Raw genomic sequence first — 18,860 nt, forward strand, 5'->3', positions numbered from 1 at the left:
GTTAACAGGTAAAGCACGTAGAGTTTATGATACACCAGATAAAGGTATTTTATGGGGTTGGGAGGTTTCAGCCTACGTATTTACAAAAGCAATTGCTGCTGGAGCATTTTTAATTCCGTTTTTAGCAATTATGTTAGGATACGAAGTTTCTACAACTGCTAAATTATGGTCAGCAGGAATTTCATTAATATTCTTAGCTTTAACAGGATTATTCTTGGTAATGGATTTAGATAGACCAGATCGTTTCTTAAACGTTTTATTACGTCCACAATGGAACTCTTGGTTAGTAAAAGGTGGTTACACCATTACTATTTTCGGATTGTTAGTAACAATTTGGGGAGCAATGTCTTTCTTTAAAATATCCACTGGAGAAACCATTTTATTATGGATAACGGCATTTTTTGCAATTATGTTAGCAATTTATACGGCTTTCTTATTTGCACAAGCAAAAGGTCGTGATTTTTGGCAAAGCCCAACATTACCATTACATATGTTAGTGCATAGTGTAATGGCTGGTACTGCAATTTTCGCGATTGCTGCATTAATTTTTGGTAACGAAAGTTGGATGAGCATTCTAAAAAACACCATGATAATTGCATTAGTTGTTAACTTATTTACTTTGGTAACAGAATTAACAATAACACATCCAACAACTTCAGCAAAAATGGTGGTGAAAATGATTACCAAAGGAAGATATAAAAAACTATTTTGGTTAGTTACGGTATTAATAGGAAATATAATTCCATTGGCATTATTATTCTTTGGAAATGGAGAATTAGTAGCAGTTGTATCAGGAGTATTAGTTTTAATAGGAATTTTGAACACAGAGAAAATTTGGGTAGAAGCACCTCAAAGAATTCCATTAGCTTAATTTAAAATTTAAAATCATGGGTTATAAAAAACCATCATTTATAGAAAATATAGCAGAAAAATTAGGAATTATTCCAAATCTGCACAAAGAAGGTTACCAAGAATTTGATGGAGATATGCGTCAATTTTCTGATGAAGAGGTAGCTCAAATGTATGAGAATTTCCCTCCACCTGAAAAATGGGATAATTGGGTAGAGTACAATCCAAAAGTATGGCCTAAAAAAGAAAAAAAGACGTATCAAATTATTCCAACAACTTGTTTTAATTGTGAAAGCGCTTGTGGTTTAACAGCATTTATTGATAAGGAAACTCAAGAAGTTAAAAAGTTTGAAGGAAACCCTTTTCACCCAGGGAGTAGAGGTAGAAATTGCGCAAAAGGCCCTGCAACTATAAACCAAATTACAGACCCAGATAGAATTCTTTTTCCATTAAAGAGAAAAGGAAAACGAGGAGATGGAGAGTGGGAACGTGTTTCTTGGGATGATGCTTTAGATACTATTGCGGCTCGAATAAGAAAAGCAATTCTTGAAGATCGCCATAATGAAATTGCGTACCATGTTGGAAGGCCAGGGAATGAAAAATTTATGAACTGGATTTTACAAGGTTGGGGAATTGATGGACATAATTCGCACACCAATATTTGTTCTTCAGGAGCTCGTTTTGGATATAATTTATGGTATGGTTACGATAGGCCATCACCAGATCACGCAGAAGCAAAATTTATTTTATTGATATCTGCACATTTAGAATCTGGTCATTATTTCAACCCACACGCACAACGTATTATTGAAGGAAAAATGAAAGGAGCTAAATTAGCTACCATGGATCCTCGTTTATCAAATACAGCTTCTATGTCAGATTATTGGTTACCATCGTATCCAGGTACAGAAGCAGCTGTTTTATTAGCCATGGCTTTAATTATTTTAGAAGAAGGATTATACAACAGAGATTATTTAGAAAACTGGACAAACTGGAAAGAATATTTGCAAGCTCGCCATAGCGATAAAGAAATCACTTTTGAAAACTATATTGCTGCCATGATTGCAGAGTACAAAGAATTTACTCCAGAATATGCAGAGAAAGAATCAGGTGTAAAAGCTGAAATGATAATTGAAATTGCGCATAAAATTGGGGAAGCCGGTGAACGATTTGCATCACATAATTGGCGTGCTGCGGGTGCATCAAACCTTGGTGGCTGGGCAGTAGCTCGTTGTTTACATTTCTTATCTGTTTTAACAGGTGCCGTTGGAGCAAAAGGAGGAACATCTCCAAATTCTTGGAATAAATTTAAACCAACACAACCAAATCCGCCTGCACCACAAAAGAAATGGAATGAAATGCATTTTCCAAAAGAATATCCACTTGCTTTTTTTGAAATGAGTCAGTTATTACCACATTTCTTAAAAGAAGGAAGAGGTAAAATGGATGTTTATTTTTCAAGAGTATTTAATCCAGTTTGGACATATCCTGATGGATTTACTTGGATGGAAATGTTTTCTGACGAAAGTAAATTTGGATTGCATGCAGCATTAACTCCGACTTGGAACGAAACAGCATTTTATGCAGATTTTGTATTGCCAATGGGATTAGCATCTGAACGTCACGATTTAAATAGTTATGCTACACACGGAGGAACTTGGGTAGCATTCCGTCAGCCAGTTTTACGTGAAGCAGCTCGTAGAAATGGCAAACCAGTAAAATTGACTTATGAAGCAAATCCGGGTGAAGTTTGGGAAGAAGATGAATTTTTTATTGAACTTTCTTGGAGAATTGACCCAGATGGAAGTATGGGAATTCGTAAAACTTTTGAATCGCCTTATAGACCAGGAGAAAAAATTACAATTGACGAGTACTATCAATATATTTTTGAAAGAATTGAAGGCCTAAATGAAACTGCAAAAGCTGACGGATTTACAGGACAGTTTGCTGCTCTTGAGTACATGAAAAAGTATGGTGCTTACGAAATTGAAAAAGGTGAGTCCTATAAAATGAATGAAAATCAATTAAGTGAAGCACAATTAAAAGGTACTAAAGTTGATGCTGAAAATGATGTAATTACTAAAGACGGAAAACCTATTGGTGTTATGGTGAACGGAAAACCTTGCGTAGGATTCCCAACACCATCTCGTAAAAATGAATTTTACTCACAAACAATGGTAGATTGGAAATGGCCAGAGTATGCTACTCCAACATATATCAAAAGTCACATACATAATGATGTGCTAGATAAATCAAAAGGAGAATATGTACTAGTTCCAACATTTAGGTTACCAACCTTAATTCATTCACGCTCGGGTAATGCAAAGTGGCTGGTTGAAATTTCAAATAGAAATCCAATTTGGATGCATCCTGATGATGCTAAAAAATGGAGTTTTCAAACAGGTGATTTAGTAAAATTAAATACAGATATTGGTTATTTTATAGATAAAGTTTGGGTAACACAAAGTATGAAACCTGGTGTTGTAGCTTGTTCACATCATATTGGGCGTTGGAGAAGACCACAAGATAAAACAGGAAATCGTTGGGCAACCAATACAGTAAATATTGAAGGAGATGGAAAAGGACGTTGGAAAATGAACACGATTTCAGGAATAAAACCTTTTGAATCTTCTGATAAAGATTCTAAACGTATTTTTTGGAAGGATGGAGGTGTACATCAAAATATTACACACGCAGTACATCCAGACCCAATTAGTGGTATGCACACTTGGCATCAACGTGTACGAATTGAAAAACCAGGTAAAGATGAGAAATATGGTGATATTTTTGTAGATACAAATAAGTCTCATGAAATTTATAAAGAATGGTTAGCAATGACTAGACCTGCCCCTGGGCCAAACGGTGAAAGGAGACCACTCTGGTTTAATAGAGCGTTTATGCCTGATAAATCCGAAGGAGGCTGTTACTATGTTCCAACAGATGAAAAGTAAACTAAAAAAAAATCCTGCAACTGCAGGATTTTTTTTTAGTTTAAAGAATTAAAGTTGATTTGGCATTCAATATTTTATATATATAAATACTTTTATGTAACATTTGTATTTGAAAAATATGATAAATGTTAGGTTTTGAATCTAATGAATATAGTTAACTTTGTAGTTCAATTAAAAATAAATTAAAATACCATGAGCGATTCTAAAAAAAAGAGTGAGGCTTTAAGATACCATCAATATCCTTCACCAGGAAAAATAAAGGTAGTTCCAACTAAAAAGTATGCAACACAAAAAGATTTGTCATTAGCTTATACACCAGGTGTTGCTGTACCTTGCTTAGAAATTGAAAAAAATCCAGAGGATGCTTATAAATATACATCTAAAGGAAATTTAGTTGCTGTAATTTCAAATGGTACAGCTGTTTTAGGATTGGGAGATATAGGAGCTTTAGCAGGGAAACCAGTTATGGAAGGTAAAGGGTTACTATTTAAAATATTTGCAGATATAGATGTGTTTGATATTGAGGTAGATACACATGATGTTGATAAATTTATAGAAACGGTAAAAAATATAGCTCCAACATTTGGTGGAATTAATTTAGAAGATATTAAAGCTCCTGAAGCTTTTGAAATTGAGCGTAGGTTAAAAGAAGAACTAAATATTCCTGTAATGCATGATGATCAACATGGAACTGCGATTATTTCTGCTGCGGCAATAAAAAATGCAGTTGAATTGGTAGGGAAAGAGCTTTCAAAAGTTAAGATTGTAGTAAGTGGAGCAGGTGCAGCAGCTATTTCTTGTTCTCGTTTGTATTTAGCTATTGGGGCAAAAAGAGAAAATTTAGTAATGTGTGACAGTAAAGGGGTTATTAGAAAAGACTTAGACAACTTATCTATACAAAAAGCTGAATTTGCGACTGATAGAGATATACATACTTTAGAAGAAGCAATGGTTAAATCAGATATTTTTGTGGGACTATCTAAAGGGAATTTGGTAACTCCAGAAATGTTAATGACAATGGCTAAAGATCCAATTGTTTTTGCTATGGCTAACCCAACTCCTGAGATTGAATATGAGTTGGCAGTAAAAACAAGAAAAGATATTATTATGGCTACCGGTAGATCAGACAATCCTAATCAAGTGAATAATGTGCTTGGTTTCCCTTATATTTTTAGAGGGGCTTTAGATGTAAGAGCATCAGGAATAAATGAAGAAATGAAAATAGCAGCAGTCCATGCATTGGCCAATTTAGCTAAAGAAATTGTACCTGAGCATGTAAATATTGCGTATGGAAAATCTAACATGCAATTTGGTAGAGAATATATTATTCCTTCCCCTTTTGATCATCGATTAATTACTGAAGTTCCACCAGCAGTTGCAAAAGCAGCAATGGAATCTGGAATTGCTCAAAATCCAATTACAGATTGGGATGCATATAAAGATCAACTAGCAGAAAGATTAGGTTCTGGAAATAAATTTATGAGAATGTTAATGTCTCGTGCAAAATCTGACCCTAAGACCATTATTTTTGCCGAAGCAGATCATTTAAGTGTTTTAAAGGCGGCTCAAATTGTTTATGATGAAGGTCTTGGAATCCCAATTTTATTAGGCGATAAAGGTATTATCCAAGAATTAATGGAGGAAATTAATTTTGATGCAAATCTTTCAATTATTGATCCTATAGCTAATGAAGAAAAAGAACGAAGACATAAATTCGCTAAAATTTATTGGGAAAAAATGCAACGCAATGGAATTACACTATTAGGTGCTCAAAAATTAATGATTCAACGTAATTATTTTGCTGCAATGATGGTAAATGAAGGTGAAGCAGATTCATTAGTAACAGGTTTTTCAAGAAGTTATCCTGCTACTGTAAAACCAATGATTGAGTTAATTGGTAAAGAAAAAGGTGTTGAAAAAATTGCAGCAACAAATATCATGATTACTAAAAAGGGACCAATGTTCTTTTCAGATACCGCTATAAATATTAACCCAACTTCTGAGGAGTTAGCCGATATATGCCTTATGACAAGTGAGTCTATGAAAATGTTTGGCTTTGATCCTAATTTAGCAATGTTATCATTTTCAAACTTTGGATCATCAACATCAAAAGAAGCAAAAAAAGTAGCTAAAGCAACTAAAATAGTTCACTCTAAATTTCCAAATTTGGTAGTAGAAGGAGAGATACAAGCTGATTTTGCATTAAATTCAAAATTATTAAATGAAAAATTTCCATTTTCTAAATTGAATGGTAAAAAAATAAATGGATTAATATTTCCAGGTTTAGAATCTGCAAATATTGCATATAAATTAATGAAGGAATTTAACAATGTAGAATCTATAGGCCCAATCATTATGGGACTTAAAAAACCAGTTCATATAATTCAACTTGGAGCAAGTGTAGATGAAATTGTTAACATAGCATGTGTAGCAATTGTTCATGCTCAAGAAAAAGCTAAAATTAAATAATATTTTATTACATTTGAAGTTATTAGAAAACTAAAATATGATAACTCATTTAAGAGGTAAAATAGTAGAAAAAAACCCCACTTACATCGTTATAGATGTAGGTGGGGTTGGTTATTGGCTTAATATTTCTTTAAATACATTTTCTCTTTTACCAGATGATGAAGCCGTTTTATTATACACTCATTTATCTGTGAAAGAAGACTCTCATACGTTGTTTGGTTTTATTAATAAAATTGAACGTGAAATATTTAGATTGTTAATTTCTGTTTCAGGAGTTGGCCCAAGTATTGCACGTACCATGTTATCATCTATGACAACAAATGAAATTCAACAAGCTATAGCTTCTGGGAATGTTGGTGTTATACAATCTGTAAAAGGAATTGGCGCAAAAACAGCCCAAAGAGTCTTGGTAGATTTAAGAGATAAAATTTTAAAAACCTTTGCTATTGATGAAGTTTCTATAATAGAAAGCAATACGAATAAAAATGAAGCGTTAATTGCTTTAGAAGTCTTAGGATTTAATAAAAAACAATCAGAAAAAATATTGAATAAAATTTTATTGGAAGATAAAACGGCGAGTGTTGAAACTTTAATAAAAAAAGCGCTTAAAAATTTATAAGATTTGGATAATAAAAAATTTGTATTTAAAATATATATATTACTTTTTTTAATGTTGTTTGTCCAATCAGCGATAATAGGGCAAACGCCTCCAATTATTAAAACGGGAGATACTATAAAGATTGCTAAAACTACTGATACTTTAAAATTAAAATACCCATTTAAAAAAGAGCAATCAGGTAGTTTATTTTTAACAGACCCATCAACATCTGAAATTATTTACGATACCGAGTTAGGTAAGTATTTGATTCTTGAAAAAATGGGGGATTATTATGTAAAGCGTCCAATTTATATGACGCAAGAAGAGTACAAGGAGTATAGACTTAAAAAAGATATGCTTCAGTATTATAAAGACAAAATTAGTGCTACTAATAGTAAAAAAATTGGAAGTGAAGATGCTCAGAAAAACTTATTACCTACATATTATGTAAATTCAGGGTTTTTTGAATCTATTTTTGGAGGAAATAGCATTGAAGTAAATGCACAAGGTTCTGTACTTATTAAATTAGGAATGTTGTATCAAAAAGTTGACAACCCTCAATTATCTGAGCGAAATAGAAGCAGTTTTACATTCGATTTTAATCAAGAAATTAGTGCAAGTATTTCTGCAAAAGTAGGAACAAGACTTAAAGTTGGTGCACAATACGACACTCAATCAACTTTTAACTTCCAAAATCAAATAAAACTAGAATTTACACCAACGGAAGATGATATTCTTCAGAAAGTAGAAGTAGGTAACGTGAGTATGCCTTTAAAAAACTCATTAATTGTTGGTGCTCAAAGTTTATTTGGAGTTAAAACACAGTTGAAATTTGGAAAAACAACTGTTACAGGTGTTTTTGCTGAACAAAAATCACAAACAAGATCTGTAGCAGCCCAAGGAGGTTCAACCATACAAGAATTTGAATTGCAAGCAACAGATTATGATGAAAATCGCCATTTCTTTTTAGCACAATATTTTAGAGATGCTTATAATAATGCATTAAAAGAGTATCCTTTAATTAATAGCCCTATTAATATTACAAAAGTAGAAGTTTGGGTAACAAATAGAAGTGCTTCAACAGTTGATATTAGAAATATTGTGGGTGTTGCAGATTTAGGAGAAGGAGATCCAACAAATATTGGCCCAGCAAATGTAACGCCAGTTCCAGGTTCAGTTTTGCCAATAAACGAAGCAAATGATATTTCTTCAATATTAACAACTTCAAATGCTGTTCGAAAAATTTCTACAGTAGGTGATGGGTTATCACCATTTTCTATGCAACAAGGACGAGATTATTCGGTACTAGAAAATGCTATAAAATTAAGACCAGATGAATACACTATTCACCCTCAACTAGGTGTTATTTCCTTAAATAGAAGATTAGCTGATTCAGATGTTTTAGCAGTTTCTTTTGAATATACAGTTAGTGGAGATTCCAAAGTATATAAAGTAGGTGAATTTACAAGTGATGGTATAATTGCACCAGACAATATTGTAGTGAAATTACTACGCAGTGAAATTATAAGTACTCAAATACCAATGTGGGATTTGATGATGAAAAATATTTACTCTTTACAAACCTACAGAATGCAACCTGATGGTTTTAGGTTAGAGTTATTATATGCTGATGATGCTACGGGAGTTCCTATAAACGCTTTGCAAAATGCTCAAACACCAGGTATTTCTGATAAAACATTATTAAACTTATTTAATGTTGATAGGCTAGATCAAAGTCAGTTTTTAACTCCTGAAGGAGATGGTTATTTTGATTATGTAGAAGGTGCTACCGTAAATTCAGAAAAAGGATATATTATTTTCCCAACAATAGAACCTTTTGGTAAAGATTTAAGTGCTAAACTTACTGATGTAGCTGATGAAACCTATATTTTTAATGAATTATATGATAGAACCCAATCTGAAGCTAAAAATAATTTTCAACAAAAAGATAAATATTTAATAAAAGGATATCATAAATCAGAAAGTGCCAACGGTATACCTTTGGGAGCCTTTAATGTGCCTCAAGGTTCCGTTAGAGTTACAACTGGCGGAAGAGAATTAGTAGAAGGTATTGATTATGTTGTTGATTATCAAATGGGTAGAGTTCAAATTGTAAACCCTAGCTTAGAGGCTTCAAATGCGCCAATACAAGTTTCAGTTGAAAATAATGCAGCATTTAATTTACAAACAAAACGATTTTTAGGTATTGATGTTGAGCATAAGTTTTCAGATAATTTTATTGCAGGTGCAACTATTCTAAATTTAAATGAAAAGCCAATAACTCAAAAAGCATTGTTTGGTCAAGAACCGATTAATAACACAATTTTTGGATTAAATGCAAACTACGGAACAGAAGTTCCAAAATTTACAAAATGGGTTAATAAATTACCAAATATAGATACAGACGTAGTTTCAAACTTTTCAATTAGAGGAGATTTTGCCTATTTAATTCCGGGTTCCCCTAAAAGAATTGAATTAGAAGGAGAAGCAACTTCATATATTGATGATTTTGAAGGGGCTCAAATTCCATTAGAAATTAAATCAATTCAGCAATGGCATATGTCAAGTACGCCACAATTTCAAACAAATTTTGACTTTGGAGGAAACGCAACAGACTTGTCCTATGGATATAAACGAGCTAGACTAGCGTGGTATATAATTGATCCACTATTTTATGGGGGATCTTCATTAAAACCGGGAAATATAGATAATGTGGAACTTTCACGTGCTGAAGTTAGAACAGTAAGATTTGAAGAATTATTTCCTGAACAAGATTTAGATTTAACACAATCTACTATTGTTAGAACGTTAGATTTAGCATATTTCCCTAATGAACGTGGAAGTTATAATTACGACACAAATAATGTTGGTGGAGATGGAAAATTTACGGATCCAGAAGATAGGTGGGCTGGTATTACAAGAGCATTAACTACTACTAATTTTGAGCAATCAAATGTAGAGTATATTCAATTTTGGTTAATGGATCCATATGACCATTATTCTATTACAAATGAAGAAGGATTAGCAGCAGGAGTTGATCCAAACGATTTAGCAAATCAAGTAGGTGATTTATATTTTAACCTTGGAAATATTTCGGAAGATGTTTTAAAAGATGGTAGAAAAATGTATGAAAACGGTTTACCTGAAAACGCATTAAGTGTTTTAAATACAGAACCAACCATTTGGGGAAAAATTCCGACAAGCCAATCGCTATTATATGCATTTAGCGATAGTGATAGCGAGCGATTAAATCAGGATATTGGTTTAGATGGTATTAATGATGAAGAAGAAATTCAAAAATTTGGTACAGGTTTTGGTTTAGATCCTGCTAATGATAACTACTCATATTTTAGAAGTTCTGAATACGATACAAATAATGCTTCAATTTTAACACGTTACAAACGTTATAACAATACACAAGGAAATTCACCAACAAATAATTTATCAACTGAAAATTATCCTACTTCTGCAACAACATACCCAGATACTGAAGATATAGATAAAGATCAAACAATGAATTCAGTTGAAAGTTATTATCAATACAAAGTATCGCTTAATAAAAACGATTTAGTTGTTGGGCATAATAATATTGTTGATGAGAAAAAAGTATCAGTACAATTACAAGATGGAAGTACAAAAGAATTTAGATGGTTACAATTTAGAATTCAGGTAAGTAGCCCTGATGAAGTTGTAAATGATATTACGGGTTTTAATTCAATTCGTTTTATGCGAATATTTTTAACAAAGTTTAAAATGCCAATAGTTTTACGGTTAGGTGAATTAGAATTGGTACGTGGAGATTGGAGACGTTATACTAAAACATTGGATGAAGCGATTGTTCCGCCTCAAGATTTAACAAATCCACAGTTACAAAATTTTGAAGTTGGAGTTGTAAATATTCAAGAAAATGAAGGTAGAATTCCAATTCCCTATACATTGCCTCCCGGAATTGAGCGTGAAATTTTAAGAGGAAGTACAACCTTACAACAACAAAATGAACAATCACTAACTGTAAAAGTTACAGATTTAGAACCTGATGAAACAAGGGCCATATTTAAAAATGTACGTGTAGATTTAAGAATGTATAAACACTTAAAATTGTTTATACATGCAGAAGGTGTTCAAACAAAACCACAAGTTCAAAATGATGAATTAAAGGCAATTATTAGAATAGGTAGCGATTTAAATGATAACTATTACCAAATTGAAAAATCATTAACAATTTCTGATTATGGGGTAGCATCACCACTTGAAATTTGGCCAGAAGAAAATAATTTAGATGCATTTTTAGAATATTTAGGTAAGCTTAAATTGTTAAGATTAGAGGCTGCTATTGCACCAAATGTATTATATCCAGCAGTTGGAATACCTTCACCAATTGAAGGTTTGGAAGGTTATGATATTAGGGTAAAAGGAAATCCAAATTTATCTAACATTAAAACCATTATGTTAGGTGTAAAAAATATTACAAATACAAACCAAAGTGCTGAAGTTTGGTTTAATGAAATGAGAGTTTCTGAGTTTGACAATAAAGGTGGTTGGGCCGGAGTTGTTAGTGCCGATGCTAATTTTGCAGATTTTGCAGATGTTTCTGTAACTGGAAGAATGGAAACTCAAGGTTTTGGAGGTATTGAACAACGTGTAAATGACCGCAGTCAAGAAGATACAAAACTATATGATATTGTAACAAATATAAATGTAGGTCAATTATTACCAAAAAAATGGGGAATTAAATTACCATTAAATTACAGTATTTCTGAAGAGTTTAAAGATCCAAAATACGATCCGCAATACCAAGATGTTCTTTTTGAAGAAGCTGCAAGTATAAATCCAAATAGTAGCAATGCTAGAGATTATACAAAACGTAGAAGCATTAGTTTAATTAATGTTAGAAAAGAATATAATCCAGAATCTTCAAAAAAACCTAAGTTTTATAACGTAGAAAATTTATCGATTTCTTATGCTTTTAATGAAACGTATCATAAAGATTATAATGTACAAAAATATGTAGATCAAAATGTAAGAGCATCAGCAAATTATAATTTTAGTTTTGAACCTAAAAGTTTTGAGCCATTTAAAAATTGGGAATCCTTAAATAGTAAATATTTAAAATTGATTAAAGATTTCAATTTAAATCTATTACCTTCTTCAATTTCAGTAAACTCTAATATTATTAGAAGTTATAATGAGCAACTATCTAGAAGTTTAATTGAAGGGTTACCAGAATTGCCAACGTTAAAACAACGCCATTTTATGTTCGATTGGGATTATAACATAGGTTATAATTTAACAAAATCATTACAGTTTAATTTTAGAGCAGCAAACCATTATATATATGATGATTTTGAAGCTTCAGAGGATATTCAATTAATGGATAATTTCTTTAGCCTTGGAAGACCAGACCATTATCATCAAACACTAAATGGAACGTATAAAATTCCAATTAATAAAATTCCGTATTTAGATTTTATTAATGCAGATTATGCATATACTGCAGATTTTGATTGGCAAGCAGCATCTCAATCCTATATAGATAAAATAGGAAATGTAATACAAAATGCGAATACTCATACTTTAGGAGCTGATGTTGATTTTAATAGATTTTACAAAACAATAGGACTGGAAAAATTGTTTGGCAAAAAAAGTTTTAAAACCAAAAAAACTACAGCCAAATTACCAAATGCCCCAAGAAGTATTGGATCTAAAAAGAAGAAGACAGTTGGTGGTAAAATAGGACAAGGATTTTATAATTTAATAACTTCAATTAAAAAAGTACGGGTTAATTATTCAGAAAATAATGGTACATATTTACCAGGTTATTTACCTGAAGTAGGATTTTTAGGACGTGATAATTATAGTGGAAGCCCGGCACCAACATTTGGGTTTGTTTTTGGTAGCCAAATTGATATTAGACAAAAAGCAGTAGAAAATGGGTGGTTATTGTCTCGTGGAGAAGATGATCCATATTATAATAAAACATATAGCCAAACACATTTTAATAAATTAGATGGTACAATTACAGTTGAACCTTTTAAATATTTAGATATTGAATTTAGAGGAAATAGAACGTATACTAAAAACATATCTCAGCAATTAGATGTGGTGGATAATTTGCTTATTTCAGATTCGCCAATTACGGAGTTTGGAAATTTTAGCATTAGCTATAATATGCTAAAAACTTCATTTAAAAATAGCGATGCAAACTTTGAAGAGTTTAAAGCCAATAGAGTAATTATAGCCCAACGTTTAGCCTCAGATACCGGACAACCAATAAGTGGTTTTGGAGAAACAAGTCAACAAGTATCTCTTCCTGCTTTTATTGCTGCTTATTCAGGACAAGACGCTTCAAAAGTAAATTTAAAAGCATTTAAAAGTGTTCCAATTCCAGGTTGGAAATTAAATTATAAAGGATTTATGAAAATGAAATGGTTCAAAAAACACTTTAGAAGTTTTTCGATTTCTCATAGCTATAATTCTTTATATTCAATAACAAGTTTTAGCAATAATTTAGAATATAATGCAGAAGCACCTTATGCTGAAACAGATATTGTTGGTAATTATTTCAATAAAACTCTTTTTACAAATGTAAACCTACTTGAAGAATTTTCACCACTAATAAAAGTTGATGTAAAAATGAAAAACTCATTTTCATTTAGTGGTAGAGTAAATAAAGATAGAGGTTTAACATTAAATTTTAATAATAATACAATAACCCAAATTAAAGGAACAGAATATGTTATTGGATTAGGATATAGAATTAAAGATTTAGCCATGAAATTTAGATTTGGTGGTGATTTAACAAGATTAAAAGGTGATTTAAATCTACGAGCAGATTTATCATTAAGAGATAACAGAACTGTGATTAGAGCAATAGATCAAGATAATGATCAAGTAACAGGAGGGCAACGTTTATTATCTTTAAAGTTTTTTGCAGATTATGCAGTAAGTAAAAGTTTAACAGCATCTTTTTACTTTGACCAAAGCTCATCACAGTATGCAATTTCAACTACTTTTCCAAGACAATCAGTTAGTTCTGGGTTAAGTATTAGATACGTTTTAGGGAATTAAATAATTAATATAAATAAAGAATTATAATGGATATACCAGCAGAATTAAAATACACAAAAGACCACGAATGGATTAAAATTGATGGTGACACAGCAACTATAGGAATTACTCATTTTGCACAAAGTGAACTTGGAGATATTGTTTATGTTGATGTGGATACAATAGATGAAACTATTGAAAAAGATGAAGTATTTGGATCGGTAGAAGCAGTAAAAACAGTTTCAGACTTATTAATGCCTTTAACAGGTGAAATAACAACTTTTAATGAAGGTTTAGAAGATGAACCAGAAAAAGTAAATTCAGACCCTTATGGAGAAGGATGGATGATTAAAATTTCTATTTCTGACGCTTCTCAAATAGATGAATTATTATCAGCAGAAGATTATAAACAACTTATTGGAGCGTAAATTATATTTTTTCATTGCAGTTACTTTTACAATAGCAATTACAATTGGAAGTTTAATTCCAGTTACTAATGTTATTGAATTACCTTCTGTTAAGTTTATAGACAAAATCTTACATTTTACAGCTTATTTTACATTAACAGTAAGTTGGTTATTTGCGTATTATAAAAGTTTAAAACTATACAATAAGGGGTTTTTAATAGCCATAGTTTTATTTGTTTATGGCATAATTATTGAAGTATTACAAGGAGTTTTAACAACATATAGGCAAGCAGATTTGTTAGATATCATTGCTAATTTAATAGGGATTGTTACAGCTTGGGTGTTTTTTAATAAAATTTACCACAAAAATAGAATGAAATAAAAAATATACTTGTTTAATATATTAAAATTATTAAATTAGCACACTATAAAATTTTTTTACAGATGCAAACCAAAAAGAATCCGAAAGCAAACCTTGAAAACTACAGTAAGTTATTTATGCAGTTAGGTTTAGTTTTAGCACTATTAGTAGTGTACTTAGCCATTGAAAAAAAGTCGTACGATAGAATTATTGGTGATCTTGGTCCCGTAGTTTTAAATATTGATGATCAAGAAGATCAAGTTGATCTTGAAATAGTAAAACCACCAGAAGTAAAACCACCACCACCACCAGCTCCAGATGTTATTGAAGTTGTTAAAGATGAGGAAGAAGTAGAAGAAACTGTAATTGAATCTACTGAAACTGATGAAACTGAAGCCGTTGAAATTGAAGAAATTATTGAGGTAGAAGAAGAAGAAGATGTTATGGAAGATGTGCCTTTTGCAATTATTGAAGATGTTCCAGTATATCCTGGTTGCAAAGGAAATAAAGCAAAACTAAGAGCATGTTTGCAAGAAAAAATTACAAAACATGTAAATAGAAAGTTTAATTCAGATTTAGCATCTGATCTTGGATTATCTCCAGGTATAAAACGTATTTTTGTAATGTTTAAAATTGATAAAAAAGGAAATATCACTAACGTGATGGCTCGTGCACCTCATAAAAGATTACAAGAAGAAGCAATTAGAGTTATTAAATTATTACCAAAAATGACTCCAGGTAAACAACGTGGACGTCCAGTAGGTGTGAAATACAGCTTACCAATTGCATTTAAAGTAGAATAAATATAAAATACAATAATTCAAAAAGCTCAACCAAACGGTTGAGCTTTTTTTTTGGTATGTTTATTGCATTAACATAATTTTAACATTTATCCTTGTATATAGTTAAAATTATAAAGTTAATAATCTCAATATCACTCAAAACAATTAAATAATATAACAGACTATTAATAAGGATGAAACAAAACATATATAATTATGAATACAAAAAAACATCCAAAAGCAAATTTAGAAAATTACAGTAAATTATTTGTACAATTAGGCCTTGTTTTATCATTACTTATTGTTTATGTATTAATACAAAACAAAACATTTGAAAAAAACATAGCAATTTTAAACGATTCGAGTCAAAAATTTGATGACTTTCAAGAACAAAACATAGAGTATAAAATTGAACCCATTTCAAAACAAATAATTAAAAAGAAGTTAATTTTAGTAGCTATTAAACAAGAAAATAATGATTCTGATATAGAAGAAGATGTATTTAAAATAATTGATACAGACAAACCAGTTGAAGAGCCTAAATTTGTTAAAGTAGATACAGATGAGGTTGGAAATATTATTGATGATGTTCCTTTTGCAATAATTGAAGATGCACCTATTTTTCCTGGATGTAAAGGGAATAAAGAACAATTAAAAACATGTTTGGAAGAAAAAATAAAAAAACATGTGAATAGAAAATTTAATTCTGATTTAGCATCGGAGCTGGGTCTAACTCCTGGAGTCAAACGTATTTTTGTAATATTTAAGATAGATAAAAATGGCGAAATTACAGATATTAGAGCACGAGCTCCACATTTAAGATTACAAGAAGAAGCAATTAGAGTTGTAAAATTATTACCTAAAATGAAGCCTGGAATGCAACGTAAAATACCAGTTGGTGTAAAGTACAGTTTACCAATTGCATTTAAAGTAGAGTAAAATTATACCTAAAAAGCCAACCTTAAGGTTGGCTTTTTACATTGAACATTGTATTTTATTTAAAAATGTTGTAACTTTAATATGATAATTATCTTGCAAGATATTGCATTATAAATAGGTTGTTTCTAATTCAAATTTTGCATTATACCTTATGCTGTAAAAGCAGTTCTTTAGTAGTAATTCTTGTTTAACTTAAAACAAGGTAAAATGCAAATTAAAAAATACCCAAACGCAGCTCTAGAAAATTATAGTAAAATATTAATCCAATTAGGATTAGTACTAGCTCTTTTTGTTGTTTATGAATTTATAAATATGAAATCTTATCCTAAAAATATAAAGGAATTGGTTGGAAATTATACAATTATTGAAGAGACCGAGGATAATATTGAAGTTAAACTTATAGAGCCAGAAATAAAACCTACAATAAAAATAGTTTTACCAGATAAAATTATAAAAGTTGAAGATCAAGTTGAAATAATTGAAACAATTATAGAATCAACTGAAACAGATGAATCAGAGGCCATAATAATAGATATAGAGAAAAATGTAATTTCAGTCGAAGAAGAGGAAGAAGTTATAGAAGATGTTCCTTTTATGGTTATAGAAAATGTACCTGTTTTTCCTGGTTGCAAAGGAAATAATACAGAATTAAGATCATGTTTTTCAACTCAAATGTCAAAATTTGTTTCAAAAAGATTCAATGCAGAATTAGCTTCAGATTTAGGATTACAACAAGGTAGTATTCAGCGTATTTTTGTAATGTTTAAAATTGATAAAAATGGTGATATTATAAACATACAGGCAAGAGCACCACATAAAAAATTACAAGAAGAAGCAATAAGAGTTATAAAATTACTTCCTAAAATGACTCCAGGCAAGCAGCGAGGTAGAGCAGTAGGTGTTAGATATGGCTTACCAATTGTTTTTAAAGTAGAATAAATTCAAAATAAAATTTAAAAATCTCGCCATAGCGAGATTTTTTTATGAAGTAATAGAAATTTATAAACTATTATGTTTTGTAAATTAGTATTTTCGTAAAATAAAATTTATAACATGAACGTAAATCAATATTTAGATTCAACATATCTAAAAAAAGCTGAACAAGCAGGTATTTCTGAGGAAGCAACAGAAAAAAATGTAAAAGAATTAGTAAATGAAGCTATTGAAAATAATTTTGTTTTGGCAATGATTCGCCCAAAACATGTTGCTATGGCTCGTGAAATGGTGAAAAATGCAAATTCAAAAACATTAATTGGTACTGTAATTGGTTTTCATGAAGGAACGTATGATATTAATGAAAAATTAGTGGAAGCTCAAAAAGCAGTTGATGATGATGTAGATGAATTAGATTATGTAATAAATTATCAGGCTTTTAAAGAAGAAAAAATAAATTTGGTAAAAGCGGAAGTTTATAAAGGAACAAAATTAGCCTTAGATAATAATAAAGTAGCAAAATGGATTATTGAAATTGCAGCGTTAACCAATGAAGAAATTATTTCAATAACACAATTAATAAGAGATGTTGTTATTGAAAACTTTGGTGAAGAAAATGCAGCAAAAGTTTTTGTAAAATCATCTACAGGATTCTTTAAAACAGAAGGAGGTAAACCAAATGGTGCAACTTTTGAAGCAATGGAACTTATTGTAGAAAATGCAAAACCATTACCAGCAAAAGCTGCAGGTGGAGTTAGAAATTACGAAGATGCTGTAAAAATGGTTGAAATGGGTGTTACACGTATTGGAACTTCATCAGCTAAAGTAATTGCAGATGGAGGGAATTCAACAGGAGGATATTAAATGAAAGAATATTTTGCACATACAACAGCTGTAATTGATGAAGGTTGTAAAATTGGTAAGGGAACTAAAATTTGGCATTTTAGTCACCTTATGCCAAATTCAATAATAGGAGAAAATTGCAACATTGGTCAAAATGTGGTGATTTCCCCTGAAGTTATTTTAGGCCAAAATGTAAAAGTGCAAAATAATGTATCAATTTATTCAGGAGTACTTTGTGAAGATGATGTTTTTTTAGGTCCTTCAATGGTATTTACAAATGTTATTAATCCGAGAAGTGCTGTTGTTAGAAGAGGAGAATATTCAAAAACATTGGTAAAAAAAGGAGCTAGTATTGGTGCAAATGCAACTATTGTTTGTGGAAATACTATTGGAGAATATGCTTTTATTGGCGCCGGAGCTGTTGTAACAAAAGAAGTTTTACCGTATGCATTGGTTGTTGGAAATCCTTCAAAACAAATTGGTTGGATAAGTGAATTTGGACATCGTTTAGAGTTTGATGAGAAAGGATTTGCAACTTGCTTAGAAAGCAAAGAAATATACCAATTAAAAGATAATAAGGTTGAAAAAATAGTGTAATTAATAACGATGAAAAAAATAACGTTAATTTTTCTTTTTCTATCAATTTCCGTATTTTCTCAAACAGAAAAATACCCGGTTTTT

Annotated in this window: 12 protein-coding genes; all 12 read left to right on the forward strand. The window is 30.8% G+C overall.

Annotated features, from left to right (window positions below; translation table 11 throughout):
- On the forward strand, positions 1-871 hold an 871-nt coding region (gene nrfD, locus QM495_RS04250), incomplete at its 5' end, for an NrfD/PsrC family molybdoenzyme membrane anchor subunit (protein ID WP_408670867.1).
- Between the two features lie 16 nt (positions 872-887).
- Entirely contained in the window at positions 888-3,800 is a 2,913-nt protein-coding gene (locus tag QM495_RS04255) for a molybdopterin-dependent oxidoreductase (RefSeq protein ID WP_408670868.1), read from the forward strand.
- A gap of 192 nt (positions 3,801-3,992) precedes the next feature.
- Entirely contained in the window at positions 3,993-6,269 is a 2,277-nt protein-coding gene (locus QM495_RS04260; RefSeq protein ID WP_408670869.1) for an NADP-dependent malic enzyme, read from the forward strand.
- 37 nt (positions 6,270-6,306) lie between these two features.
- Positions 6,307-6,888 (forward strand): Holliday junction branch migration protein RuvA, encoded by a 582-nt coding sequence (ruvA, locus tag QM495_RS04265; RefSeq protein WP_408670870.1) that lies wholly within the window; start codon positions 6,307-6,309, stop codon positions 6,886-6,888.
- A gap of 3 nt (positions 6,889-6,891) precedes the next feature.
- Positions 6,892-13,935, forward strand: coding sequence for a cell surface protein SprA (sprA, locus tag QM495_RS04270; RefSeq protein ID WP_408670871.1), 7,044 nt, complete (start codon positions 6,892-6,894; stop codon positions 13,933-13,935).
- A 26-nt stretch (positions 13,936-13,961) separates the two neighbouring features.
- On the forward strand, positions 13,962-14,342 hold the full coding sequence (gcvH, locus tag QM495_RS04275) for a glycine cleavage system protein GcvH (protein WP_408670872.1): 381 nt from the start codon (positions 13,962-13,964) through the stop codon (positions 14,340-14,342).
- On the forward strand, positions 14,296-14,703 hold the full coding sequence (locus QM495_RS04280; protein WP_408670873.1) for a VanZ family protein: 408 nt from the start codon (positions 14,296-14,298) through the stop codon (positions 14,701-14,703). The genes gcvH and QM495_RS04280 overlap by 47 nt, the downstream gene beginning before the upstream one ends.
- A gap of 62 nt (positions 14,704-14,765) precedes the next feature.
- A complete protein-coding gene (locus tag QM495_RS04285; RefSeq protein ID WP_408670874.1) occupies positions 14,766-15,485 on the forward strand; it encodes an energy transducer TonB in 720 nt (239 codons plus the stop codon).
- Between the two features lie 195 nt (positions 15,486-15,680).
- Positions 15,681-16,403: an energy transducer TonB gene (locus tag QM495_RS04290; protein ID WP_408670875.1), complete on the forward strand. Its 723-nt coding sequence runs from the start codon at positions 15,681-15,683 to the stop codon at positions 16,401-16,403.
- Positions 16,404-16,610: 207 nt separating this feature from the next.
- Positions 16,611-17,342 carry an energy transducer TonB gene (locus QM495_RS04295; RefSeq protein ID WP_408670876.1) on the forward strand — a complete coding sequence of 244 codons (732 nt, stop codon included), beginning with the start codon at positions 16,611-16,613 and terminating at the stop codon, positions 17,340-17,342.
- A 114-nt stretch (positions 17,343-17,456) separates the two neighbouring features.
- Positions 17,457-18,200, forward strand: coding sequence for a deoxyribose-phosphate aldolase (deoC, locus tag QM495_RS04300; protein WP_408670877.1), 744 nt, complete (start codon positions 17,457-17,459; stop codon positions 18,198-18,200).
- Positions 18,201-18,776, forward strand: a complete 576-nt coding sequence (locus tag QM495_RS04305; protein ID WP_408670878.1) for an acyltransferase — start codon at positions 18,201-18,203, stop codon at positions 18,774-18,776.
- The last annotated feature ends 84 nt before the right edge of the window (positions 18,777-18,860 follow it).

It is taken from the genome of Lutibacter sp., from assembly GCF_046055765.1.
GTDB lineage: Bacteria > Bacteroidota > Bacteroidia > Flavobacteriales > Flavobacteriaceae > Lutibacter.

Coding starts and splice junctions, on each gene's coding strand:
- gcvH (WP_408670872.1), top strand. CDS start 13,962: ATGGATATACCAGCAGAATTAAAATACACAAAAGACCACGAATGGATT.
- QM495_RS04255 (WP_408670868.1), top strand. CDS start 888: ATGGGTTATAAAAAACCATCATTTATAGAAAATATAGCAGAAAAATTA.
- ruvA (WP_408670870.1), top strand. CDS start 6,307: ATGATAACTCATTTAAGAGGTAAAATAGTAGAAAAAAACCCCACTTAC.
- QM495_RS04285 (WP_408670874.1), top strand. CDS start 14,766: ATGCAAACCAAAAAGAATCCGAAAGCAAACCTTGAAAACTACAGTAAG.
- deoC (WP_408670877.1), top strand. CDS start 17,457: ATGAACGTAAATCAATATTTAGATTCAACATATCTAAAAAAAGCTGAA.
- QM495_RS04305 (WP_408670878.1), top strand. CDS start 18,201: ATGAAAGAATATTTTGCACATACAACAGCTGTAATTGATGAAGGTTGT.
- QM495_RS04280 (WP_408670873.1), top strand. CDS start 14,296: ATGAATTATTATCAGCAGAAGATTATAAACAACTTATTGGAGCGTAAA.
- QM495_RS04260 (WP_408670869.1), top strand. CDS start 3,993: ATGAGCGATTCTAAAAAAAAGAGTGAGGCTTTAAGATACCATCAATAT.
- QM495_RS04290 (WP_408670875.1), top strand. CDS start 15,681: ATGAATACAAAAAAACATCCAAAAGCAAATTTAGAAAATTACAGTAAA.
- QM495_RS04295 (WP_408670876.1), top strand. CDS start 16,611: ATGCAAATTAAAAAATACCCAAACGCAGCTCTAGAAAATTATAGTAAA.